We start from the raw sequence: 22,682 nt of genomic DNA, 5'->3' as shown, positions 1-22,682 counted from the left end.
GTGCAGGATGGCAAATGGTACAGAAAGTTGTATTGCTCATGGAACATTTGCGATTATCGTTTTTTCCAGACCCGAGAACAAGCCGTTCAGGAATGGGAAACAGCTCCTGACAGCTGGTTCAGGAAAAGTCCAACCCGAGCGCTCATGCTGCAATATTGGGCCAAGATGTACCGCAGAAAATAAACGCAAGCGCCGGTCAGGGAAGCCCGGCGCTTGTTCGGCATGCCGTTTGGACAGTCGATCGGCACTTGAGAGATAAGCAAATAAACGCAAGCGCCGGATCTGAACGATCGGCTGCTTGCGCTTATTTGTATGTCTGGAGCAAACAGCCGGTTGTTGAAGACCGGCCAGGCTGTCAGCCAGTCAATCAAACAACCCGCTTCGCCTGCTGAGCGCAGGTCGAGCCTTACCGCATCCAAGCGATTGATCAGCGTCGATTTCCCCACGCGCGCTTGGCAAGGGGAGAATCCGGTGAAATGAAACCGTCAGGCAATGGCGCTGCAGTTGAATCGGAGCTGCGGCCAGCATCTTGAATTAGCCAAAAATAAATTTAAACCATTTTCTTGTAATTTTGTAGCCCCGGGGTAGATCGAAGGTTCCCCCAAAATCAAAAGCTTGCATGCCCTCGATCTTTTCATTTTCCAATAATGCTTCAATTGGCGGCGGATCTTGCGGTCTATTACCTGCGCCTACCTTGCAGTCCATCCATCTTACAAGCCAATCCCCCAAGCTATACCAATCTTCAATATGAAACGCGCTGCTCTGAACGTTCTTAGGAAATTGTCCATATATATGTTCTACTTCTTGTATTCGAATGGCTCCTTTGGGGTCATCTACAGATAGAACAAAACTCCGTTTACCTATTGGATTGTTCAGCAGCGCTTGCTCCAGCTGACGTTTCTCGATCGTAGATGTAAAATTATGACTTTTTTTAATTTGAAATAACGCCGTTTTGGTAAAAGCATCACTTGGAATGTCGACGGTGATCGCAAAATCCGAGCCGAACTTATCTGTTTGACGCGGCCCTTTCCTGTGCAGATTATAAGATTCAACCACCACACTTTTTTTTCTTAACAGGCCGACGTCGCACCTCCTTCTGGCTGACAGCTTCTCAGTGATTCGGTTTAGAAATGCTTCTTCACTGCTGGGGTCCCCCTTCAACCATCCCGTAGTTGCCTCTTCCATATCTTTGAGTACCGCTGCAAGGACTTTATCTAAATTGATTGAAAGCACAACATCACTCCTTTTTACGAACGTTCTCAAAATCCCCTTAAAAAATCGCTATCTTGCTAATTCAACAAAATACTACAAACTCCTCTACGGCCCGTACCGGGTGAAGCGCCCCCAACCCTAGCAGGACCGGCGCTCGGCCCTGAGCTGGAGCAGAACGATGCCGCTAGCCTGTCCCTCCTCAGCGTCACGCAAGACGAGCTGAGCGAAGCTCTCCGCAGCGGGCAATCGCTGGCCGACCTCGCCGATGCGCACGGCTTAGACCGCCAATCGCTGAACGAGCTGTCCGCTCAAGCCATGACCGCTAGGCTGGATCAGGGGCTGAGCGACCACCGCATCTGAAGCGACGAATACGCAGCCCGCAAGCAGGACATCGCCACCTGGGCGCAAGACATCATTCAGCATAAGCGCCCGCTTCCGCCGCTACCGGCTGAGTCAACATCGGTTGCCCTAGACAACCGTTGTTGCTTGTCGTCCCCTTGGGATGACTGACGTATGCATAGCAAAGACGCCTTCAGCTCCACGTCAATGTAGGGGTGAAGGCGTCTTGCTTTTTCATGGGAATCGAGCTTACTCCCGCTCCGCAGACCGCCGCTCAAAATGCACATGCAGCCGGTACAAGCAAATCTCCCGCGTCCACGCGTGCAGCAGCTGCGCATCCTCCGGGAGCACGTCGATATTCAAGCGGAACACCTGATCCTCAAAAGCAACCAGCCCCTTCGAGCTGCCACTCCACTTGCTCATCGGCATGCCAGCGATCAGCTTGGCCACCTTGCTTTCATCAAACGTCCAGAGCCTGCTCGTCTCGCCGTCCGAGAAATCAATGCGTTTGCGGAATTCTTTTTCCATATAGAAGGTATGAAAAAACGCTGCCGCCTCACGCGGCGTAATCGGCTGCATCCAGTCGGCTGGGCCGCGCTCCAGCATGTAGAGCAGCACGGTCATCTTGTAGCTTTTGGCCATCACCGTGCTTTCAACTTCCTTCAGCCACGCCTCGTAGCGCAAATACGCAGCCGATTCCTTCGCGCTTAGCTCCTCGGCCCAGGCCAGAAACCCGACATATGAGCGGAATTCCTGTACATATTCGCGACTGACTGCCCGCCCATGCAAATGCAGCTCCAGATAGCTCGGACGGCGGCCAAGCTCGTGCTTGACTTCCAGATAAGCCTGGCGCAGCTTCTCCTTACGCGGCTGCTTCTTGCGCGCCAGCTCCTCCAGCAAATCGATGACCTCCACGTCCACATTCAGCTCACAGCCTGCAGGCAGAACCGGGAGTCGGAACGCCGTTTGCTTTTTTGCCCCAAGGTCAGTAGGGTTCATATCCAGCAATCCCAGCTTCATGTCGGCGTTACGGTAGTTGCCGATCAAATCAATAATCGTGCAGCACGTCTTGCCCGGATGCAGGCGCAGCCCACGTCCAATCTGTTGGGTGAAAATCGTAAGCGACTCCGTCGGCCGAGCAAACAACAACGTATCCACCGCCGGAATATCGACACCTTCATTAAACAAATCGACCGTAAAAATCACGTCCAAACGCCCTTGCGTCAGCCGCTCGATCGCTTCCGTCCGTCCCATCTCCGTCGTGCGCGAATGCAAGCTAATGCAAGAAACCCCTTGCCGCAAAAAATAACTCGCTAAAAAATTCGCCTGCCGGATCGACGAACAAAACGCAATCGTCCTCGTCTGCTTGTGCTTGCGCCACGCTTCAAAAACCTGCTCCGCCAGCTCGTCGCGCAGCTGCGCCCGCAGCAGCTCCTCCTCATCGTAACGCGAGCCGAGCCACGTAATCGCAGAATAATCCGTTTGGTCGTACACCCCGTAATAGCGAAACGGACTTAGCCACTGCCTCTGAATCGCCTCCAAAAAATGCAGCTGAAACGCCACATTTCCGTCACACAGCGCAAAAACATCCTTCCCGTCCAGCCGATCCGGCGTCGCCGTAAGTCCGAGCAGGAACGCCGGCCGGAAATACGCCAGTATCGATTGATACGTCTTAGCAGCAGCGTGATGAAATTCATCGACGACAATCAGATCAAAGTGATCCGTTGCAAAGCGCTCGCGGTGCTTTTTCATCCCCAACGTATAGATTGAGGCAAAAAGATGCTCAGCCGCCGGCTCCTTTTCCAGCCCGTTGTACAAGCCTGTGGAGCGCTCTGGCATCACAGCCTGAAAGCTGCGCAACGCTTGTTGCAAAATCTCCTCGCGGTGCGCCACAAACAACACCCTCCGATAGCGCCGGGCAAAAAAAGCCGCCACATACGTCTTGCCCAGCCCCGTGGCCATGACCACCATCGCCTTGTCGTATTGCTCCTCCCGCGTTTTCTCCAGCGCCGCAAGCGCCAGCTCCTGCGCAGGTCGCGGCTCCAGTACTTGGGTAGAGCGTTCCGTGGCGGCTTCCCTGTCCGCAGCGAGTGGCTCTTTATGCGGCAGCATCAGCTCGGACTCCTCGATCTCCGTGACCGTCCGCACCAGCTCGGGATTTTTCTGCTTATGCGCCATGTAATCCCGTTCGTACACCGCAATCGATTCCTCATGCAGCGTCACCGTACACGGATCGTAAAAATGCTCCATAAACTTATCCAACGCCACGCGAAACGTATACGGCTCAGCCTCGGCATTCATCGCCAAATTCCATTCCACGCCCATGCGAAAAGCCGATCGAGACAAATTGGACGAGCCGACAATCAGCAGCCCCTCGCCCTGCTCGTAGTCCATCAAATACGCCTTAGGGTGAAAAGAAGCCCCGCGACTGTGCCACAGCCTCGCTTCGATCCGCGCATCGATGTGCACCAGCGCCCGCAAACCTTCCGGCTGCGTAATAAACAAATAATCGCCGCACAGAATTTTAATATCCGCGCCACGCTCAGCCGCCGCCTTGAGATGCGGAGCCAGCATCTGCACCCCAGACCTCATCACAAACGAAGTCATGATATAAATGCCCGCCGCCCGCTCGATCCCCGGAATCAGCTCATCGGCCAGATTTTCCGTAATCAGCTTGATATCAGGCATCGGGTACATCGATCAGGAAAATGCGTTCCCTAAATCCTCCGCGTTTCTCCGCCTTCTCCACACGAATCGCTTCCAGTTGCTCTACCGTGGAGCCGTGTACAGCCGCTAACGCGTGTACAATTTCCAGTATGTCGGCGAGCTCTTCGAGCGCACTAGAGTCGTCGGACGCTTCCAGATATTCATGAAGCTCCTCGGCCAGCTTGGTCCGAAGCTCCGTGCGGTATTCGGTTTCGTCGAGAATACGCGTATTGGCGACTTTGCCGCTACCCGTGATGATCTGCGGAATCAGGTCGCGGACGAGTTTGTTGTAGGTGGGCATGGGATGGCTCCTTTGGGGGTGAATTTCAAAAAACGCGTGTAAACTACCTATATGTAATTTCCACAAAGAAAGTCGTGGTTCCTGTTTGTTGCGGGAAAGGAGCCCGACTGAGAATCCAGCGTTAATTTCACAACAGAGATGGAAACCGCTCATCGAAAGCTTCCAAACGATCTACTCGAATCCAGCTCATTTCAGGAATCCCCAACGCTACTTTGAATTGTTCGACCAAGTCGTGTTTGCTCTGAAGGGCTTCAAAATGCTCAACACTCATGATCTCCCCAAGATTTTGCAATACGCCGCCACTTACGCCCAGAATACGAAATGCGTCGATATTTGCCTGTTGATAGGCTATTCTTACCGTATTCACATACTGATCTTCGACTTGCTGCTCCAACTGCTCACGCACGGCTTGGCCTTCAATATCGATATACAAGAACTCAATAATGTCTTTTGTCGGGTAAAGTTGTTGAGCTAACTGGATTACCCTACTATGCTTCGCCTCATAGTCCAGTTCAAACTCCGCTAACGTCCTCCCCGCTTCTAACAGCTTATAGCCCCAACAATGATCCTCAAAGTTATAGAAATATAAAACGGGTATTTCGCTTGATACGTGTTGAATAGCACTGGATACAGAGTTATCCACATAGGTATCTTCGGTTAGAAAAATAATCCAATCCTCATTTAGCGGCGCCACTCGAATTACTGAACTTTGTTTAGTCAGATAAGCTACTGCTTTTTTCGTGTTTGGGGTTAAACACCCGGAGGTGAATTCGCTCATTGTGGGATGCTCCTTGTTAATGGATAATTTGTTACTCCATTTCATTTTAACTAAATCCAAATCTCGATTCTATCATGATCTTTGCCATGCACATCAAGAACCCAAACTTGCCCCACCACGATAACATTGGTATCCTAAATAAAAATACCGTAAGCGAGGACATGTAAATGAAAAAAGTCGACGTAGTGGGCGCCGTCATGTTTAATGAAAAAAACGAAGTGCTGTGTGCACTCCGTTCTCAGACGATGTCGCTTCCCGGTCTATGGGAATTCCCAGGCGGGAAAATTGAGGCTGGTGAAACTCCTCAGATGAGCCTTGCCCGTGAAATTCAAGAAGAGCTGGATTGTACCATTCAAGTCGGCGACTTGGTCGCTGACGCTACCCATGAGTATCCTAATGTAATCGTTCGGCTGATTACTTATAAAGCCACGATTACAGAGGGGATCCCAACCCCTAAGGAGCATGAGAAGCTCATCTGGCTTCCCCTTACTGAAGTGGATACGTTGGAATGGGCACCGGCTGATTTGCCTACACTTCAGGAGCTCAAGAGAGAATTTATCGAATAAAGTCCATATACAATGCCTCTGGGATAGGTTGGTGTAGCTTCCACGTTACATTCATCGGCTTATCCCCGTGGCTGCTGACATAATCAACTTCGCCCAAATACATCAATGGCAATGTAACTCCGTGCATTCGCTCAAACTTTCTCACAAACAAATGAATATGGAATCCTCTTTGTTTATGATGAACGTAGTTTTGCCCTACCGTGGATTTATGAGATGTCGAATTTTGACTTTGCCAGTGGAAATGCTGTTGATCGATGAAGTAATCGTGGTACTTTAAATGCTCTGCTACCCGTTTCTCTTTGTTTAAGTTCACAAACAATAAATAATGACTACCAACCCGGCTTACTCCTTCCCGCCAAGAACCCTCCTGAACATCGGACTCAAACAAATAGATCAGATCATTTCGAGTATAATTTTGATAGAGGACCACATTCTTTTCACTTTGAAAAAATACCCCAGGTCGATATACGCGTCTAAATTCAGCTAAACCGTATTCTAATCTTCCCCCTAGATAATCTTTAAACAATGAATTCGATTGGATGGTATCTGCGACGACTGTAGATAAACTAAAATCACCATTCTTCAATTTTCCAAATGACCAACTTTTCTTAGTCGGTGTTTCTGCGAGTTTTTCCATTGCTCGGTGTATTTTCTTTGCATGGTTTTCTGCAGAAATCGAAATGGCAAATCTGAATTGCAGCTCGTTTACCACATCTTCTTGACACACTTTTCCTTTTGATATAGCTACATACAAAATAATCAACTCATATGGCCATTTGACAGGTAATAACCCCTCTACTCTCCGTATTACTTTCAAGAATACCTCATTCGCCAAAATGGAACGATCAAGCTCATTCAAATCCTTCATCCTCTTTTTGGTTTCTACCCATGAGCCATACTTGAAAATAAAGGAATGAAAGCTAGGCGCACCCTCGACATATAAAAAGTCTTCAATCTCTGGGGATCGTCCTAGCTCTTTTCGAAACTGATTGTATACTTCTTTGAGCATGAGGTCGCGGTCCAACTTAATACTTTCAATTTTTTCGAGAATTTGTTTTCTCGACACTTCTTCTAGATCAACAAAACAGCCTTCTGGCAAATTCGCGAAATCAGTCTCAACAGCTACCCGAAGGGATTCGCGGTCAAAAGCTTTATGATTGTACTGGCCGGATAAAGCGAGTGGCACGATAAACGATTTCTTGTAATTCCCGATAAAATCAAGAATTGTAGCATATTCTTTCCCTGGTGCCTTCCTTAACCCACGACCAAGCTGCTGGATGAAAATGGTTGCTGATTCAGTAGGTCGCAAGAATAATACGAGATTGATTCTCGGGATATCGACACCTTCGTTGAAAATATCCACCGTAAAAATGATCTGTAGTGGATCAGTGTCATCTTCAAGGCGGCGAATCAGTGTTTGACGCTGGTCGGGCGTATTGTCCCCTGTAAGATATCCCGCACCTACTCCGCGTTGATTACATGCATCCGACATGTATTGAGCATGCTCAATAGTAGCACAAAAACCTAATGCCTTCATGAAGGGACCGTCGTGTCCAAACTTACGAATCATTTCTAAGACGTAGTCCACACGCTCATGTGTGTTTAATACTCGCACCAACTCATTTTCTTTGAATTGTCCGTTGCTCTGGATTCCCACTTCCTCATAATCGACCGTTGGGTCACTAAGGCCAAAATAACGAAATGGAACCAGCAATCCCTCCTCTAAAGCCTCGCGCAATCGAATCTCATAAACCACGTTATGATTGCATAGCTCCAGTACATCTCGGCCATCCATCCGCTCTGGTGTTGCCGTTAAGCCAAGCAAAAATTTAGGTTTGAAATAATCAAGCACCTTTTTATAGGTTGCGGCTTCTGCATGATGAAACTCGTCGACAACAATATAGTCAAAATGTTCCGGCGAATATTGGTATAACACCTCATCCTTCGATAAAGTCCGTACAGAACCAAAAAGATAAGGTTTATAACCTTCCTTATGAATACCCGTCAGCTTTCCGAAACCATCTTTTTGGCCAAATACCTGAATAAATGTTTTTTGGGAGCTTTCCAAAATTTCATCACGATGAGCGAGAAAAAGCATCGTATTGGCTTGAAATGCGTGAACATCAAGCGCTGATAAATACGTCTTCCCTGTTCCTGTAGCTGCTATCACTACGGCTTTCGTATGCTGATTACTCCTCGTCTTGGACAAAGCCTCTAGCGCCTCAACCTGCATCTTGTTTGGTTGAATAGGTCCTTGATCTTCTTCAGGCTTGACAGTCGCTTCCGTAAAATCGACATGCTCCGCAGCCGTATAGGGATTGACCAGCATGATTTTTTTATTGTTATATTCTTTTTCATAAGTGTCGATGAGAGCCGCATCTAGCGGTACCGCATTAGCATCATTCCAGTAGGTTTCAAAAGCATCCCTGGCATTCAGAAACACGGATTGCAGTGTATCTCCAGGCAGTTTCACATTCCACTCATGCCCAGTTTTAAGCGCAGAATAGGTCAAATTCGAGGAACCAATAATCGCTGTGTTCAAGTTTGATATTCGTTCAAACAAGTAGGCTTTTGTATGGAACGAGACTTTACCGGAGTTAAAAACCTTGGTTTCCACATTCGGCAGCAAAAGAAGACTCTTTAATGCTTTAGGCTCGGTAATCTTTAGATAAGTAGAAGTTAAAATTTTTATTTTTTTGTTTGGTTGGTCTTTTTTAAATTGATCAATGGACTTCAGCAAGAGCTGTAACCCTGACCATCGAACAAAGCTCACCATAAAAAAAGCTTGATCTGCCGTCATAAGCTCATACTTCAAAGCTCGAAACAAGTGCATAGCGTTTTGATTGGTTAGGAGTAGCGGATTCGTCAGGAAAAACTCCGGATACATCGGAATCGGAAAATCATCATGTCTATAATGAATCGCCTTCAGCGGTAAATCCAGCTCAGCATGCTTGCTATTCGGTAAAAGTTGTTTCACTTGCCTCGTTAACTCCATCATTTCCTGCAGCTGGTTCTGTTTTTCAAGTTCTTTAAAGGCTTGAGTTAAATCTCGGAGAACCTGCTGAATGAGAGAATTAGTATGCTGAGCCGGATGCAACTTGTGGATTTGCTGATTCGGGGGATAGGTTTTGTGTTTATGTAAAATTTCTTCGTGAAGCCCTTGTTTATGGTCTTGTTCGTTCATGTTAGTTCCTCCAGCTAAGACCTTAGAAATGAAATCATGTTAAAGCAAACTCGGCTTTTAGGATATCGAATAACTGCTTGGCTGATTGCTCATCTAGTTGCAGCGTCTGGCTCACCATGTTGGTATGTACCCGATCTTTCGAACCGTAAGTGTTAATCTGGATGTATTTCCGTCCATTCTGAATGACAATATTGTACGTAGACTCTGCCTCAGCCTGTACTCTTGAATTTCTCGATATTTTACTTAAATGTCGGATCAGCGCCATCATCTTCCCTCCTGACACGATAATAATGTATACATGGCGAGTATAGCATAGAAGGATTCATCCAGCACTTGGCAAATCTTCTGGACGGAGCCGTTCCGTTCCGGGTACAGTTCACCTGCTGCCTCATCTAGCTTTTAATGTCTTTCTAAAGTCATTATCATCTGTAATATATGCTAGTGAATCGACTTTAATCATTTTCGCATTAGCGTATAGTAGATTCAGAACTTCGACATCTTTGCAGTAAATAGAGGTATAGGTGGAATCAACAATGAGCAATATCAGTTCGCAATCACTTTCTAAAAAATCTTCGTATTTATCTATTTGTGATATTTGCTTTCCGATTGGAAAAGCTTTCAGGTCAGCAAAAATGATATATTGAGGCTCCTCTGAGTCAATGATCTGAAGCAAATCCTCACCTTCTAAAATATCCACGTCGTCTGCAAATAACGGCTTCAAGTCGTTTTCTTGCCACTTGTATTCTTCTCCAGCCCCAACTAACCAATTGTAATCCTTACAATCAAAGGGCTTCAAAACGTCAAAAAGCCATTTTCCGTACTCGTTTGGAATCTCGAAACTGATCCCTCTCACTCCATAACGCAGAAGAATCCCCCCTATCTATGTGTAGATCATTGCTAGTACTATCGGCAATTTCAAAGCAATCGTTCGCTACTTTAATCCATGATCCTTGTCAATAATCCACGATAACTCTCTAGCAATAGCGACAGCGATGATTTCTATCTCCTGTGCCAGCATGCCGCTAATGCTTACAGGCAAATCGATTTCAATTAAATTTATCTCTTCAACACCGTCTAGTGTATGAAAGGCATAGTTACCATCCCGATCAGCAAGAATGCCTCGTAACCAGATTCGCTCTCCTTGGAATTCTTTACAAAATATTAAATGCCGGACTTTTTCAAAATTCAGATTACGTGTTAAGTATTGCTCCAGAATCGCCGACTTTATTTTCTCTGTGTAATCATTGGAATGGATACTTATGTAGTTATACATTTACGTGGCCTCTCTCCGATGAGTGCCTAATTTTTTAGCTCAATGCTTCGCCAAGTAATTGGTAAGACCATACAAGCGATTGTTTTGCTAACTTCGGCGCTTCTCCTCCGTTTTACTGTCGTGTACATTTTTACCATTGTATTATAAGGGATTTGCCATGCAGGATGGAACCTGATAATTCAAAGCACTTCGCAGTACGTAACAATTTAAAAATGAATACACGCCGCTTGCGCTTGGATTGATAAACGCCCTTGCAGTCCAAGCAAGGGCGCTTGTAATGCCGCAACCCTTCAAACCAACACTAGCGATAAATCATTAAATCGCACTCCTCCCGGCTCATTAAATATAAGGACTGTGATATAATATCCGTTAGCGAGGTGTTGTCCCATGAAATGGCAGGAGGTCCGAAATATGTATCCAGATCAATATGTCCTTCTTGAAATTTTGAATTCTCATACAGAAGATAGCACGCAATACGTTGACGAAGTAGCTTTGATCAAAGCGATTCAAGATCCGGATGAAGCAACTAAGGAGCTACTGAAATGCAGGGATAACAACATCGTCTATCATACGGGTCAAGAAAAAATAGCTATTGAGCTTAGGAACAATCCTCTTTACAGGAACCGATAAGATGCAGATACAATTGGTTGATAACTTGCTTCAAGCCTCCATGACGATTGGCTACAAAGGACGCTCGCTTACCATAGATAACTTGGTAATTGATACTGGTGCGGCGCACTCCGCTCTTTCCTCTGATGTCGTATCAGAGCTCGGCATCAAGTTTGAAAACGGAGATAGATTGGTACGAAGCTTTGGAATCGGAGAGGACGAGTATTCCTTTCGTAAGCAAGTGGATCGAATCCAACTTGGGAAATTCATCCTTCACCATATCGCGTTAGATTTTGGAGTGTTCCATGACGATATCAGCAGCATAAACGGACTGATCGGTTTGGATATTCTGAAAAGCGGCAAAATGATCATCGACCTCGATCAGATGCAGATGAACTCGGCAAACTCAAAATAGAAATGAAATAGGACGCGAATACCATCGCGCCCCCACTTTTTTACCTACACTTATTCAAAACCCTTATATATCAACAGACAAACACTCTCAACATGTGAGGACAGTGCTTCTTTCCCTTTTTGGTAGAGGTGACGCACTGCCAAACTGACTTTCCGTGTGGAGTTCCGCTGTGCCAACTCCGCCGCGAGAAATGGCTTTTACAAAAAGCACATTCTAGCATGCCCTTCCTCATTGGCCGAAAAGAACTGGATGTTTTCGAATACGCCCCGCGGAGCCAAGGCAAGTGCTGTCATCTACTGATGAGAAAAACCTTCAAGAGTCAATGTCTTAACGATGTAGTTCTTTGGCGGATTTAGCGCCCCGGTTGTGCAACCATTGAACCAAATCGCCAGTAGCGCTTCGTTGTGCTGCATCCAAAGGGGTCAATCCGTCCCACACGGAAATCCAGTTCAGTTCGGCCCCTCGTTCGAGCAAATACTCGGCAGAGTGCCGCTGTCCGCCGTGGCAAGCGCACCAGAAGGCGACGGTAACTTCATCTGGAGGTGGATTGTGCCCGGCTCCCCACGGATATTGCTGTGTAAGTGGTGTCCCGGTAAAGTGGGCTTCGATGTCATCCAACAGTCCGAGCGCGGCCGCATGCCAGAGAGCGAAGCTTGCGCCGCGCTCAACCAGACGATGTGCAGCCCTCCACTGCCCAAACGCCACTGCGTCGTCCAGCGGCGTTCCCCCGGCGATGACCGCACCCGACGCCTCAATATCAGCGTCGGCATTGAGAAGCGCATCAAGCACCTCGATATCATCGCTGCTCGCGGCCCAATGAAGAGGTGTCTCGATATTAGGGCCGGCGATTCGAGCGTTCACCTCAGCGCCAGCTTTGACCAATGTGGCTATAGTCGACGCACCGTTTGGAAAATGGCCGGGCCAGTCGGTAGCCACATGCAACAGCGTACGCGATACGTTACCGTTGTGCATATCGCTTTCGATAATTCTCGCCGTAGCTAGTCCCGGATTCTCGGTGAGCAGCTTCTGCAATCCCGGGATATCGCCGGTGCGGATTACCTCGAGCAAGGTGACCGCGAGAGGCTCGTTTTCGGAAATTATCACAATGTAAACCATCCCTTCTAAATCCAAATTAAAGCAGTGATATGCGGAACGTCGCAACAATGCTCGTAACCATAAGCGTCGAATAGCCCTCAGTTTGACATCAAGCGTCGAGCAAATTTGATGATCTTAGCTATTGGAGCCCAAATTGCGATTTGGCCTGCAATTTGTCGCCCACGAATATGAAGGTGGCACTCGCCCCAACCTCGCCCTTGCCTCTATACATCACACCGATGCCATGCAAGTCGCTGCCTTCCTCGCCCGTTTCCGTTATTGTTTCTCCTTTGCCACCGACAATCTTGATGATTTCTTTGTAGGTCATTCCATTATTAATTTTATCGTATTTTTCCTTCGTGATTTCGACTTTTTCAGCGGATCCTGTATTGCCGCTTGGCGACTCCACTGAGGAAACAGCGGAACTTGCCGTCGGCCCTTTCTTAACATTGTCGCTCGCATTGCTGCATGCCGCCGCAGTGACCATAAGATATATTATGATTGCTAGTCGAATGGTTTTCATACAGCCTCCTATATAATGAGTTGTAAAAAACACAAGCAAACTTGGCGCCCACTGCCACAGAATGCGGAAAAGAAGCGTACCGATGCCAAACAGTAGGCCACCGAACAAATAGAAATCCCCCGTTATCGAATGCAACATAACGAGGGTCCTCGAGATTCTTATGCGCTGTCTCGCCAAACGATGGCGAACTGGATGATCATTATAACGAAGATGGCCATTTCCATGCATACCTGATAATTAGACAAAGAAGAGCAACTTCTACAACAGCGCCAAACACCATGTGCGCCCAAGCCTCTCCTGCTAAATTAAACAACATATATGGAATATACACCGCGGCAATAATGATATTTGCCCGGCGATTTACCTTAGCCGGCAGGGCAACAGAAAGGAAAATCATAAGAACTGGAATTGTCACCAAAACAAGTGCTATCAATAGAAAGACATATGAAATGTCAAATGTAAATACTTTTCCTGCCAGTATATCTTCGATTTTGCCAGGCATATATAAGTGAAAATAATCAACATAAACATAGAGAAACATAAAACTCGCCCACAGTGCAGCAATCTTCAGCTTCAAATTGACTTTGATGTCTTCTAGTGCACTTTGTGCTTTATTTTGCGTATTCATATTAATCTCCCCTTCATAAATCAAAAGTTGTAATCCCTATTTCCACGTCATTTACGATGACCATCATAATTTGTGAAACGATCCAACCTCTCGGATTAGCCCGGGCGGAGCTACAGACCCACCTCCAATAACATATAGAATTGTGAATGCACCGGCAATGATGTTCGCCCATCGATGGATTCCCTGCTTCAAAAATCTTGATAAAAGAACCATTGCGATCGGGACTTCAACGAGTACCGCAGCTAATAATAAAAAGCGGGGTGTTATTTGTTCATATCCATTATCCTCTCTCCATCGGTGTTTTTATGCTTCAAAATACCTGTGAGGAATTTAGAAACAATATATCACGAGGGGAGAATGGATACCTAGACACTAAAGTGTTGTTTTTTTAAATTCACAAGAACAATATCTTATAGCAAACGCAGCTCATGTGTGCGTAAGATTGCTTCGGCGCGGCTTTTAACTTGCAGCTTAGAAAAAATACGTTGATTGTGCCCCTTGATGGTATTGAGAGAGACGAAAAGCATCTTGCTGATCTCATGATTGGAAAACCCCTGAGCAATTAAGCGTAAAACCTCCAGTTCTCTTTGAGTTAAGGGAGCCATAGATGGATGTTTCGTTGAAAAATGTAAAAGTAACGTGTTTATATGATCTGTCATAATTTCAAATCGCAGAGCAGCTTTTAAAAGTGCTTCCATCGGAGCTCCTTGATCTAAAAAAACACGCAGGTGACCTTCTGTTTTAGCGATCTCAATGGCCTCCCATAAAGGAAAAACAGCTTTTTCTATTTCCTTTGCCTGGAAATAGGTTAATGCACGCAGAATCAGCATTTCTATTGAAGCTTGAGTCAACGATTCTATTTTTAATAGTGCTTGATCTGTTTCACCCGCAGCCAAGTGCACACGAATTTGTTCATTGGGCAGATTGTATTTCTGAACAAGATATTGTGCTGATGGGATATCATGTAAGTGAAGTCGGGTAAGCACTTCAGCTTGTGCAACCTTGTACATGTTCATGGAGAAGTTATTTTTTTGAAGAGACTGGCTTGCTTGTTTGAGTAATTTCAAAGTCTCTCCTATTTTTCCTTGAGCAAGGTTTATTTTAGCATGCAATAGCTCGCAAACTGTAAGGGTGTCCATATTGTTCAAGTGCCGCGCCAATTTTATGGCTTCTTGAATGAGATCTAACGCTTCCTTCATGTGATCTTGTTCGTAAGCGATACGTGATAGACCGAGATAAGCGACAGCGGAAGCCGGAAAAGCTAAGTGTCCATCTAAATTCAGAACTTTCATGTAGCTATTTTTAGCCAAGTGGAGTTGATTTTCCATTTCATAAATATTGCCTAATCCAATTGAAGCCAAGATTGTGATAATAAAATGTCCAATAGCTTCACTACTCCTCAGCGCTTCTTCATAAGCTTCGCGTGCCAATTTATGATTGCCTTGCATCTGGTGAGCGAAGCCCAATGTCCATTTCGTAGCAGTAAGTACCGGCAGGTTTAGAGGACTAAGGTTTTCGATAGCATGTTGAGAGCATTCCATAATGCGAGATAAATTATTTTGCGAAACAGCCACCGCTGCTCGGGTCGCGGAAATATGTCCCATTAGATTATTATTTTTTTCGTTTTGAGGGAGTGAGCTTAGCGTATTTTCCGCTGTGACCAATATTTTTTCTACTTCCCCAACTCTACCCAGAAACAATAGCGTTGTGGCATATAGCACTCTTAACGAGGGGTTGGCATCTAAGACAGATAAAGGCAGCGATTCAAGCCAATGCAGAACCGGTGTTGCTGCGCCACGATAAAGTAAAGGAACGCCGCCTCCTTCTACCAGTCTGGAAGCACCTTCAGTATCCTTTGCTTCCACCGCATGATAAAAAGCCTCAAGTGTGAAATGATTGTTCTCATACCAAAGGCTTGCACGCTTATGTAGCTTGGAAATAATATCCTGATCGCCGGCAATTTGTTCTCTATTTTTTTTAAATCTCATTTTTAATAGCTCAGCGAAAAGATGATGGTAACGATACCACCGCCGTTCCTGATCTAAGGGAATGATAAACAAATTTTTCCTTTCCAAATATTCAATCGTTTTTTGGCTATTCCAACCAGAAGGGATCCATTCGTTCGATAATATAGCATCGCAAAGAGGGGCAGAAAACCGGTCCAGCATGGAAGTAACCATTAAAAAATTTAGTATGTTTTCGGGCAGTTGGACAAGAACCTCATCGAATAGATAATCCATAACGAAATGATGGCTGCCCGCAAAGGAGTCATTTTCCAATAAACAGGTGACATCTTTATTCCCTTGAATGGAAAGTGCTGCGAGTTGAAGACCTGTGACCCATCCTTCCGTTCTTTTTTCAAGCTCGATCATATTTTTTTTGGTTAGGCTAAGCCCCATGACTTGATTTAGAAAACATGCCGTTTCGATGTCTGTAAAACGCAAATCCTTAACACCTATCTCCATCAGCTGATTTTTAGCACGCAGCTTGGATAACGGTAGATCGGGCATGTCACGTGATACGATCGTTACATTCATATGAGAAGGCATTTGTGCGACTAGGAAGCTTAGACCTTGCTCAATAGAAGGGTTATTGATTAAATGATAATCATCAATGACCATCGTAAAAGCCTTTTGCATTGTGTGTAGTTCATTGATTAATTGGCTTAGGACGGCATTAATTTGTGGCAATTGAGGGGAGCTTAGCGCAATAAGAATCCCATTTCCTAAGTTTGGAAAAACCTTGCGAATTGCCTCTATTACATAGGTGAGAAAACGTATAACATCATTATCTCTTTCATCTAACGAAAGCCATGCAACAGGCCGGTCACAAATGGATGCCCATTGACTCACTACGGTTGTTTTTCCAAAGCCCGCAGGCGCTGAAACGAGACTTAGCCTTTTATCCTGACCTCTATGAAGTAGATCAATCAAATGGTTTCGATCAACCATCAACTGCCGTGAGGGCGGTTTCTCTAGCTTCGTAGTTAGAACTTCGTTGGTTACATGAGGTTTTGTTTCTTTCTTCATAACGAGACCTCCTTGAAGTGCAAGTAATAATATTATTGCATATCGAGCTATAAGAATAATGTGTATGCGCAAAGTGCTTCAAGCCAAAACACAAGTCTGTTTTAGATGAATATTATACCAAAAATGTGCTGGAGATTACTAAGACCGAGCCGAGGAGAGTGCCGATAAGACCAGGCAAATTCTACGATGACATGACTGTGAGCATTTCCCACTTTCGTGATGGATCCTTGCCAACGGCTAGTGCCACTTGAATATTCTTTAGGAACAAGATCAGCATACGACATCAATTGCCTGGGACTTGAATCAGAGAACTCATAGGGTTCGTATGGGCTATTGATTGTGCTATTGAGAAGAAGCAGTCGGAAACAGTATTGATCGCTTAGTTTGTACTGAATAACAATTACATTTTAAAAAGGGGAATTTGAAGTCTTGGCTCGGAGGCAAACAACCAGTAAGGAGAACCCTCATGTTAAGCTATGTACTAAGTACTAATTGACAGCCGAACGTGCGCCGTTAGTCCGAGGCAGCTCCACGACGGATGGATTGAAATGCGGTACTCACCCCGCGCATATCAGATTGTTAACCACCGTCAACGTCTTTGCCTTCGTGCCAAGATTTTAAAAGAGGTATTGACCGCCGTTCATATCAGTTTAACCGCTGAGTTTATGAAGGAAACGCCAGCCCAACGCCAACGACATTTCCCTGCCCTTTCGGACTGACTTTGAAAAAAAAGAGCCTTCCCTCCGGTCATCCAAGACCTTACGGGAAAGCCCCTTGCTTTGTTATTGCTTCATTCTCTTTGGGCTGCTTTGCCTATTCCAGCCAATTACGCGCGCACAACCCGCAGACCGCTCTGCGAGCCCTGCCCCACATCAAACGACCGCTGCTCCAGTTCGCCGCCCGGCAGGCATACGTAGCCCTCAGCCTTATTCGCATTTGCGACGTAAGCGACAAACTCCAGCGCGTTCCAGTCGATTTCCTGCGTGGATTGGGCTACCGGCACATGCGGAATCGCGGCACCTTCCTTGACAAGAACGATAATCGGTAGTTGTCCCGCCTCGATTTCATAGTACCGGCCGCCTTCGTAAGCTTTGTGCGTCTGGTAATCGATCCAGATCCCTTCCGGCACATAGACCTTGCGCGAGGAGAGCCCCTTATGGAACAAAGGAGCAACCAGCAGGCTGTCGCCGAACAAATACTCATCATCCAGCAGCCAGGCAATCGGGTCCTGCGTATAGTCGATGCACAGCGCGCGGAACATCGGCAGGCCTTCGGCCGCCGCTTTGACGGACTGCGCATAGATGTACGGCATCAACGCATAGCGGACGCCCACGATTTTACGGAATACTTCCATGAACTCCGGGCTGAATTCCCACGGCTCCTTGGGCGGCTGTCCATGGCTGCGCGTGTGCGAGGTAAACATGCCCATAGCCAGCCAGCGCAGATAGAGCTCTTCCGGACTTCGGGTGACAAAGCCTCCGTTGTCGTGGCTCCAGAAGGTGAAGCCGGAATTGCCGAGGGATAGCCCCCCGCGCACGGTGGCCGCCATGCCGGCGTCGCTCGTTTCCGCGTCTCCGCCCCAGTGGACGGGATACTTCTGCCCCCCCGCCCAGGAGCTGCGCGCCCAGATTACCGGGTTCTCGCCGCGTCCGCTGCCGCGCTTGCCGGCTTCATAGACGGCTTTGGTGTAACGAAGCGGGTACAGGTTGTGCTCGACACGGCCGCTTTTGCCGGATGCATAGGCTCCATGAAGCGGAGCGCCTTCGCCGAAGTCCGCCTTGAAAGCGGAAACGCCGAGATCTAATAGCTTCGAAAGCAACTCCTGGTACCACTTGACTGCCTCGGGGTTGCTGAAGTCGATGATCGCGTCCTCGGTCGGCAGCTTGCCGTCGCCGTCCTTGATCGCGTAGCCCTTTTCGACGATTTCCGCGAACAAGGAATTGGTCGGGGTAAAATAAGGCAGCTGCCAAAGGCTCAAATGGAAATCCTGCTCCTTCAGCTGATCGAGCATGGCCTTCGGATCGGGAAAACGCGGCGGCGAAAACTCGTAATTGCACCGCCATTCCACATCGAACCAGCCGGTATCCAGGTGAATCACGTCACAGGGAATGCGGTTCTCGCGCAGCTTATGCGCAACGTCCAGCACTTCCTCCTGGGAATTGTAAGTTATCCGGCTCATCCACAGGCCGAACGACCACAGCGGCGGAACCGGGCTCTTCCCGGTCAACCGGGTATAGCTTCCGAGAATCTCATGCGCATTGCCGAGAAAAAAGAAAACGTCTATCAGGTCGTCCCCGACATAAATCGTTTGCGCGCCGGTGTAGCTTTGGCCAATATCGAGGGTCACGGGTGCGGAGGTGTGAACGAACACACCGTACCCGCTGCTGCTCATGAGAAAGGGAACCGGCTTGTACATTTCGTTGTTCATGATGCCCTTCGGATCGTTCATCCACAGCTTCAGCTTCTGCCCCCGCTTGTTCATGCCGCTGAACGATTCGCCGCCGCCGATGATCGCCTCGCCGGGCGCAAGCGACAGCGAAAGGGCCATGTTGCGCTTCAGGTCGGCCGAGCTCCGCGCGATGGAGGTTGGCATCGGTTCGAAGTTGACGATCCCCGCCTGATCGGCGAGCTGTTTGGTTTGGGTAAGCACCTTGCCCGAGCGGTCCCGTAGAATCATGCGCAGCGGATTGTGTTCAATCGTCAGCGAGCCGAAGGGACTCTCATAAACGGTATGCTCCCCGTCTTCTTTTACCGTCCACTTTCCCTGATCCAGCTGCTCGATCATCGGCGAAGCAGCACGCAAATCCGGCAGGGCGCCGGATCCGGAGAACCGGATCCTCATCACATTTTCCGAAATGAAAGAGATATCGAACGGCAGCACTTTATCCTGCTCATATTCCGGCGGGAATTCCCAGGAGGTCGTTCTTTCGAAGGGAAGCATCACCTGGTTGAAAGAAGTTCTTACTTTATAAGCGTGCCTCTGCCACTCCAGCCGGCCTCTCCCGTTCCCGGCATCGAGTTCGGCGACGCGGGAGAGGTTGAAATAGATATTATCCTGCTTGCGGAAAGACTCGCTTACATCGATCGAAGCATTAAGCAATTCTGAGCCCACTCTATAACCCTCCGTTCGAATTACTTCAATTTCATTTCGGCGATGACTTTTTGCGCGTTCAGGCGGAAGTAGCGAACTTTTTCATAGCAGATCAGCACGCTGGCCGGGTACTCGTATGCCGGGAACCGGTAGTTTTTGATCCGGTCTTCCATGCGGCGGAGCTCTTCCATCGCTTGGGCGATTGCGCTGCCGTCGCTTTTTGGAGCTGCCGCTTTAACCAGGATGTACACGTTGGCCACGGCGCGGAACTGCTCGACGTATAAACGATACATTTCAATCTGGGCGGTCAGCAGCTTGTAATAGTCCTCTTTCAGCCCCGGGTTTCCGGCAATGATCAGCTTATAAACGGCATTGACTTCGTCAAGCGCCTGCTCCTTCTCATTGAGGAAAAGTGCCACATTCTCGGGAGTCATGTCATGGTCCTTGGCGCGCTCCGGGAACCATTTTTGCAAACCGTGATGTTCTTTGGCCAGGAATTCGCCGTGCTCGATGTTGGCCGGAATTTTGCTGTTGGAACTGAACAGGAAATCGTTGATATAAGGCGTCTTGGCCATGATCGGCCAGGTCGGCTCGAGGATTTCCATGACTTTCGCGATGCAGGCGTCCTGCTGCTCTTTCGTCAATCCGTCGGCGAACAGGTTATGCTCGGTCAAATAGGCGCGGTAAATTTCTGCTCCCGGAAGATCCGGATTCTTGGCAAGCATGGCCGTGGCATACACGTTCAAAATGTTAACCGTATCGAAAGCCGAATGGTTCGGCAGCGCTTCCCAGTCCACACGCGCGGTAAAGCCCTTGGCGCCCTTCGACAAGGCGTACTTCATGCGGGCACGGATGTCTTCGATCATGATGCTCGGCACGGCGCCAAAGCCGAAATATTCGCCCATTACCTCGTATTCGATCCACTGCTCGTGGTTGCCGACATTGCCAATAAGCGCGTTGTCAGGGAAGGTCGGGTAGAAATCCTGCGGCGTGTTTTTGATGGAAACGACGATGTCGTCAGGAAGACTCAGCACGCCGGCGCGAAGGCCGCTCTGCTCGTCAGCATAATAGGTGAAGTCGCGGACCACCAGCTGCTTGCCCGTTTCCTTGATCGGTTTGTAAATCGACATAATGATGTTCTTCTGCCATTCCTGCAGATCGAAATTGCGGCATCTGTCGCATTTGCAGATCCCGTGGGCAAGGGAAGCGCGGCTTTCCCGGGTGCCGGTGGAGGTAACGATTCCGCTCAGCTCGGGGATCGCGATGAACAGCTCCTCATACTTCGCCGGCAGGTAGGTTTCCCACCAGAAAGGGTCGCTCGGGCACATGACCCCGTCCTTCATCAGCTTCTTGTCGCGGAACAGCAGGTCGGCAAACCAAAGCTCCTTGGACTGCAAAAAGAAACGGATGCCGGCGCGGGACGCTATGCGGGCGATGGAACGCATGAGTTCGACGAGAATGGCTTTTTCATCGATAAACACGAACGGGCTCGGGGTCTTGTCGTAGATCGTCTGGTAAATGTTTTCAAAAATGCTGTAGATATTGCGGTCCTCGATGTTTTCCTTGTACAGCAGAGACGGGAATACGAGCTTGTCGACGATATCATTTTCATGGAAAATCAGGTTGTTCATGTCATGGCGGACCATGAAGTCGACGATCTTCTGGATCTTCTCCGGGTTCCACATGGTTGCGGTGTCGTGAACTTCAATGCTGCGTTCTAAAAATTTCTGATTCATTGTAATTCCTCCTGGGATTTTTAAATTGATGTACGTACCTCATTTTTTTCAAAATTTTTTTAAAAAAAAAAAAAAAAAAAAAAAAAAAAAAAAAAAAAAAAAAAAAAAAAAAAAAATAGCGCGTGCCTGCTTAATACAAGGTAAAACGGTTGTAGTGGTCCACGTTCTCCCTGAGGACAACCTCGAGGCGGGTAATTATTCGAGCGTGCCTGGGGCGTTGCTTTTCCACTATGTAATCGAATAAAGCATTGATCGGATAATATCCCTGGTAAAAAGGTTCCTGGCAGATGACCGCGCTCACGGTTCCTTCCCGGATCAGCTCCGCGTAACGTTCGTTCATGTCGAAGCCCACCAGGGCCACCTGGCCGCCGCGGTCCGAGCGTTTGACCGCTTCGGCCGCCTCGGCTAGATTGTCGCTGGCTGCAAACAGGCCTATCAGGTTAGGATGCCGTTGAAGCATTTGATAGATGTGCTCCGCGGTATCCCTTTGTGTACCCGGCACTTGAAAAGGACCGAGAACATGGAGATCCGGGTTTGCGGTGAAATAGCCGCGAAACCCGGCGATGCGCTGTTCCATGTTGGGTAAATACCCGTTTCGGACCACGATTCCCAAATCTCCGGATCGCCGGGCAAGCAGGCTCATCAGCCTGCCGCCGAGCCGTCCCGCCGCCTCGTAATCGGATCCTACGTAAAGCAGAGGACGGCTGATCGGCAAGTCGTTGTTGAAGGTAACCACCGGCAGCCCGTCCGCCGTCAATCCCTCGATGAACTCCGTGAAGCCGCCGGTTTCCCGCGGGGCCACCGCCAGTCCGTCGATGGCCGGCAGCATGGCGCGGATTTGCTCCATTTGCTCCTCGCTGCTGCCCGCATCGCTGCGAATGATGAGCTTAAGGCCATAATCCCAGAGTTCCTCTTCCGCCCGCCTGAGTCCTTCGTCCACCTGCCGGGCAAGCCACGGGGGAAGCATATAGGAAACGCCCACGGTGCACCGGACTTTTTGGGAGAGATACTTGGCGCTGCGGTTGGGCAAATAACCCAGCTCCTCCACCGCCCGAAGCACGCGGTCCCGGGTTTTGGCCGATACGCTGCCGCGGTTGTTGAGCGCCCGGTCCACCGTAGCGATGGAGAGGCCCAGCCTGCTGGCAAGATCCAGGGTAGTTACCCGATGGCCGGCAGGGTTGCGTTTGCGCTTCATTC

General features: G+C 48.2%; 22 protein-coding genes. 3 read left to right on the top strand and 19 right to left on the bottom strand.

Features of this window, described 5'->3' with window-relative positions; genetic code table 11:
* Positions 1 to 534 precede the first annotated feature (534 nt).
* From B5M42_RS21675 to B5M42_RS21655, 5 genes are all read right to left on the bottom strand, one after another.
* Positions 535 to 1,233, bottom strand: a complete 699-nt coding sequence (locus tag B5M42_RS21675; protein WP_134752217.1) for a hypothetical protein — start codon at positions 1,231 to 1,233, stop codon at positions 535 to 537.
* A gap of 255 nt (positions 1,234 to 1,488) precedes the next feature.
* Positions 1,489 to 1,635 carry a hypothetical protein gene (locus tag B5M42_RS21670; RefSeq protein WP_167689823.1) on the bottom strand — a complete coding sequence of 49 codons (147 nt, stop codon included), beginning with the start codon at positions 1,633 to 1,635 and terminating at the stop codon, positions 1,489 to 1,491.
* A 165-nt stretch (positions 1,636 to 1,800) separates the two neighbouring features.
* Entirely contained in the window at positions 1,801 to 4,239 is a 2,439-nt protein-coding gene (locus B5M42_RS21665; RefSeq protein ID WP_134752219.1) for a DEAD/DEAH box helicase family protein, read from the bottom strand.
* Positions 4,232 to 4,558, bottom strand: a complete 327-nt coding sequence (locus B5M42_RS21660) for a nucleoside triphosphate pyrophosphohydrolase (RefSeq protein WP_134752221.1) — start codon at positions 4,556 to 4,558, stop codon at positions 4,232 to 4,234. Before B5M42_RS21660 ends, B5M42_RS21665 begins: the two co-directional genes overlap by 8 nt.
* A gap of 127 nt (positions 4,559 to 4,685) precedes the next feature.
* Positions 4,686 to 5,336 (bottom strand): hypothetical protein, encoded by a 651-nt coding sequence (locus B5M42_RS21655; protein WP_134752223.1) that lies wholly within the window; start codon positions 5,334 to 5,336, stop codon positions 4,686 to 4,688.
* 167 nt (positions 5,337 to 5,503) lie between these two features.
* On the opposite strand from B5M42_RS21655, the gene B5M42_RS21650 reads away from it, so the two are divergent.
* On the top strand, positions 5,504 to 5,902 hold the full coding sequence (locus B5M42_RS21650; RefSeq protein WP_134752225.1) for a (deoxy)nucleoside triphosphate pyrophosphohydrolase: 399 nt from the start codon (positions 5,504 to 5,506) through the stop codon (positions 5,900 to 5,902).
* On the opposite strand, the gene B5M42_RS21645 is transcribed toward B5M42_RS21650, so the two are convergent.
* The 4 genes from B5M42_RS21645 to B5M42_RS21630 all read right to left on the bottom strand — a co-directional run bounded on the left by B5M42_RS21645 (position 5,892) and on the right by B5M42_RS21630 (position 10,359).
* A complete protein-coding gene (locus B5M42_RS21645) occupies positions 5,892 to 9,086 on the bottom strand; it encodes a DUF3427 domain-containing protein (protein ID WP_134752227.1) in 3,195 nt (1,064 codons plus the stop codon). The genes B5M42_RS21650 and B5M42_RS21645 overlap by 11 nt on opposite strands.
* Before the next feature lie 34 nt (positions 9,087 to 9,120).
* Positions 9,121 to 9,354, bottom strand: coding sequence for a methionyl-tRNA formyltransferase (locus tag B5M42_RS21640; protein WP_134752229.1), 234 nt, complete (start codon positions 9,352 to 9,354; stop codon positions 9,121 to 9,123).
* 120 nt (positions 9,355 to 9,474) lie between these two features.
* Positions 9,475 to 9,939 (bottom strand): DUF2691 family protein, encoded by a 465-nt coding sequence (locus B5M42_RS21635; protein WP_134752231.1) that lies wholly within the window; start codon positions 9,937 to 9,939, stop codon positions 9,475 to 9,477.
* A 78-nt stretch (positions 9,940 to 10,017) separates the two neighbouring features.
* Positions 10,018 to 10,359 carry a hypothetical protein gene (locus tag B5M42_RS21630; RefSeq protein ID WP_134752233.1) on the bottom strand — a complete coding sequence of 114 codons (342 nt, stop codon included), beginning with the start codon at positions 10,357 to 10,359 and terminating at the stop codon, positions 10,018 to 10,020.
* A 411-nt stretch (positions 10,360 to 10,770) separates the two neighbouring features.
* Here B5M42_RS21630 and B5M42_RS21625 point away from each other — a divergent pair, with 411 nt between their 5' ends.
* The gene (locus B5M42_RS21625) at positions 10,771 to 10,989 is read left to right on the top strand and encodes a hypothetical protein (protein WP_230633123.1); all 219 of its coding nucleotides are present in this window, start codon (positions 10,771 to 10,773) and stop codon (positions 10,987 to 10,989) included.
* A 1-nt stretch (position 10,990) separates the two neighbouring features.
* Positions 10,991 to 11,383, top strand: coding sequence for a retropepsin-like aspartic protease (locus B5M42_RS21620; protein WP_134752237.1), 393 nt, complete (start codon positions 10,991 to 10,993; stop codon positions 11,381 to 11,383).
* Between the two features lie 70 nt (positions 11,384 to 11,453).
* Here the strand turns inward: B5M42_RS21620 and B5M42_RS25790 are convergent, their stop codons facing one another.
* The 10 genes from B5M42_RS25790 to B5M42_RS21580 form a co-directional block, all read right to left on the bottom strand.
* Positions 11,454 to 11,603, bottom strand: coding sequence for a recombinase zinc beta ribbon domain-containing protein (locus tag B5M42_RS25790; protein ID WP_407946137.1), 150 nt, complete (start codon positions 11,601 to 11,603; stop codon positions 11,454 to 11,456).
* Between the two features lie 107 nt (positions 11,604 to 11,710).
* Complete coding sequence (locus B5M42_RS21615) at positions 11,711 to 12,499, bottom strand: ankyrin repeat domain-containing protein (protein ID WP_230633121.1); 789 nt, start codon at positions 12,497 to 12,499, stop codon at positions 11,711 to 11,713.
* A gap of 118 nt (positions 12,500 to 12,617) precedes the next feature.
* On the bottom strand, positions 12,618 to 13,001 hold the full coding sequence (locus B5M42_RS21610) for a DUF3862 domain-containing protein (protein ID WP_230633119.1): 384 nt from the start codon (positions 12,999 to 13,001) through the stop codon (positions 12,618 to 12,620).
* A gap of 199 nt (positions 13,002 to 13,200) precedes the next feature.
* On the bottom strand, positions 13,201 to 13,629 hold the full coding sequence (locus B5M42_RS21605; protein WP_134753749.1) for a DUF6326 family protein: 429 nt from the start codon (positions 13,627 to 13,629) through the stop codon (positions 13,201 to 13,203).
* A 63-nt stretch (positions 13,630 to 13,692) separates the two neighbouring features.
* Positions 13,693 to 13,896: a DUF6326 family protein gene (locus tag B5M42_RS25785; protein ID WP_407946141.1), complete on the bottom strand. Its 204-nt coding sequence runs from the start codon at positions 13,894 to 13,896 to the stop codon at positions 13,693 to 13,695.
* 143 nt (positions 13,897 to 14,039) lie between these two features.
* A complete protein-coding gene (locus B5M42_RS21600) occupies positions 14,040 to 16,658 on the bottom strand; it encodes a LuxR C-terminal-related transcriptional regulator (RefSeq protein WP_134753747.1) in 2,619 nt (872 codons plus the stop codon).
* Positions 16,659 to 16,759: 101 nt separating this feature from the next.
* On the bottom strand, positions 16,760 to 16,996 hold the full coding sequence (locus B5M42_RS25780; protein WP_407946140.1) for a transposase: 237 nt from the start codon (positions 16,994 to 16,996) through the stop codon (positions 16,760 to 16,762).
* Between the two features lie 488 nt (positions 16,997 to 17,484).
* Complete coding sequence (locus B5M42_RS21590; protein ID WP_134753743.1) at positions 17,485 to 19,770, bottom strand: glycoside hydrolase family 31 protein; 2,286 nt, start codon at positions 19,768 to 19,770, stop codon at positions 17,485 to 17,487.
* A 20-nt stretch (positions 19,771 to 19,790) separates the two neighbouring features.
* Positions 19,791 to 21,485 carry a hypothetical protein gene (locus B5M42_RS21585; RefSeq protein WP_134753741.1) on the bottom strand — a complete coding sequence of 565 codons (1,695 nt, stop codon included), beginning with the start codon at positions 21,483 to 21,485 and terminating at the stop codon, positions 19,791 to 19,793.
* A 130-nt stretch (positions 21,486 to 21,615) separates the two neighbouring features.
* Positions 21,616 to 22,680, bottom strand: coding sequence for a LacI family DNA-binding transcriptional regulator (locus B5M42_RS21580; protein ID WP_134753739.1), 1,065 nt, complete (start codon positions 22,678 to 22,680; stop codon positions 21,616 to 21,618).
* Positions 22,681 to 22,682 lie beyond the last annotated feature (2 nt).

This window comes from Paenibacillus athensensis (genome assembly GCF_004514475.2).
In the GTDB taxonomy this organism is placed as follows: domain Bacteria; phylum Bacillota; class Bacilli; order Paenibacillales; family NBRC-103111; genus Paenibacillus_AL; species Paenibacillus_AL athensensis.
The sequence above is the reverse complement of the archived record's forward strand: the minus strand, read 5'-3'. Positions and strand labels throughout refer to the sequence as shown.

Bases quoted from the DNA above. Each gene is read 5' to 3' on its own strand.
- B5M42_RS21670 (WP_167689823.1), bottom strand. From the start codon at position 1,635: ATGCTGAATGATGTCTTGCGCCCAGGTGGCGATGTCCTGCTTGCGGGC.
- B5M42_RS21665 (WP_134752219.1), bottom strand. From the start codon at position 4,239: ATGCCTGATATCAAGCTGATTACGGAAAATCTGGCCGATGAGCTGATT.
- B5M42_RS21660 (WP_134752221.1), bottom strand. From the start codon at position 4,558: ATGCCCACCTACAACAAACTCGTCCGCGACCTGATTCCGCAGATCATC.
- B5M42_RS21655 (WP_134752223.1), bottom strand. From the start codon at position 5,336: ATGAGCGAATTCACCTCCGGGTGTTTAACCCCAAACACGAAAAAAGCA.
- B5M42_RS21650 (WP_134752225.1), top strand. From the start codon at position 5,504: ATGAAAAAAGTCGACGTAGTGGGCGCCGTCATGTTTAATGAAAAAAAC.
- B5M42_RS21645 (WP_134752227.1), bottom strand. From the start codon at position 9,086: ATGAACGAACAAGACCATAAACAAGGGCTTCACGAAGAAATTTTACAT.
- B5M42_RS21640 (WP_134752229.1), bottom strand. From the start codon at position 9,354: ATGATGGCGCTGATCCGACATTTAAGTAAAATATCGAGAAATTCAAGA.
- B5M42_RS21630 (WP_134752233.1), bottom strand. From the start codon at position 10,359: ATGTATAACTACATAAGTATCCATTCCAATGATTACACAGAGAAAATA.
- B5M42_RS21625 (WP_230633123.1), top strand. From the start codon at position 10,771: ATGTATCCAGATCAATATGTCCTTCTTGAAATTTTGAATTCTCATACA.
- B5M42_RS21620 (WP_134752237.1), top strand. From the start codon at position 10,991: ATGCAGATACAATTGGTTGATAACTTGCTTCAAGCCTCCATGACGATT.
- B5M42_RS25790 (WP_407946137.1), bottom strand. From the start codon at position 11,603: ATGCTAGAATGTGCTTTTTGTAAAAGCCATTTCTCGCGGCGGAGTTGG.
- B5M42_RS21615 (WP_230633121.1), bottom strand. From the start codon at position 12,499: ATGGTTTACATTGTGATAATTTCCGAAAACGAGCCTCTCGCGGTCACC.
- B5M42_RS21610 (WP_230633119.1), bottom strand. From the start codon at position 13,001: ATGAAAACCATTCGACTAGCAATCATAATATATCTTATGGTCACTGCG.
- B5M42_RS21605 (WP_134753749.1), bottom strand. From the start codon at position 13,629: ATGAATACGCAAAATAAAGCACAAAGTGCACTAGAAGACATCAAAGTC.
- B5M42_RS21600 (WP_134753747.1), bottom strand. From the start codon at position 16,658: ATGAAGAAAGAAACAAAACCTCATGTAACCAACGAAGTTCTAACTACG.
- B5M42_RS21585 (WP_134753741.1), bottom strand. From the start codon at position 21,485: ATGAATCAGAAATTTTTAGAACGCAGCATTGAAGTTCACGACACCGCA.
- B5M42_RS21580 (WP_134753739.1), bottom strand. From the start codon at position 22,680: ATGAAGCGCAAACGCAACCCTGCCGGCCATCGGGTAACTACCCTGGAT.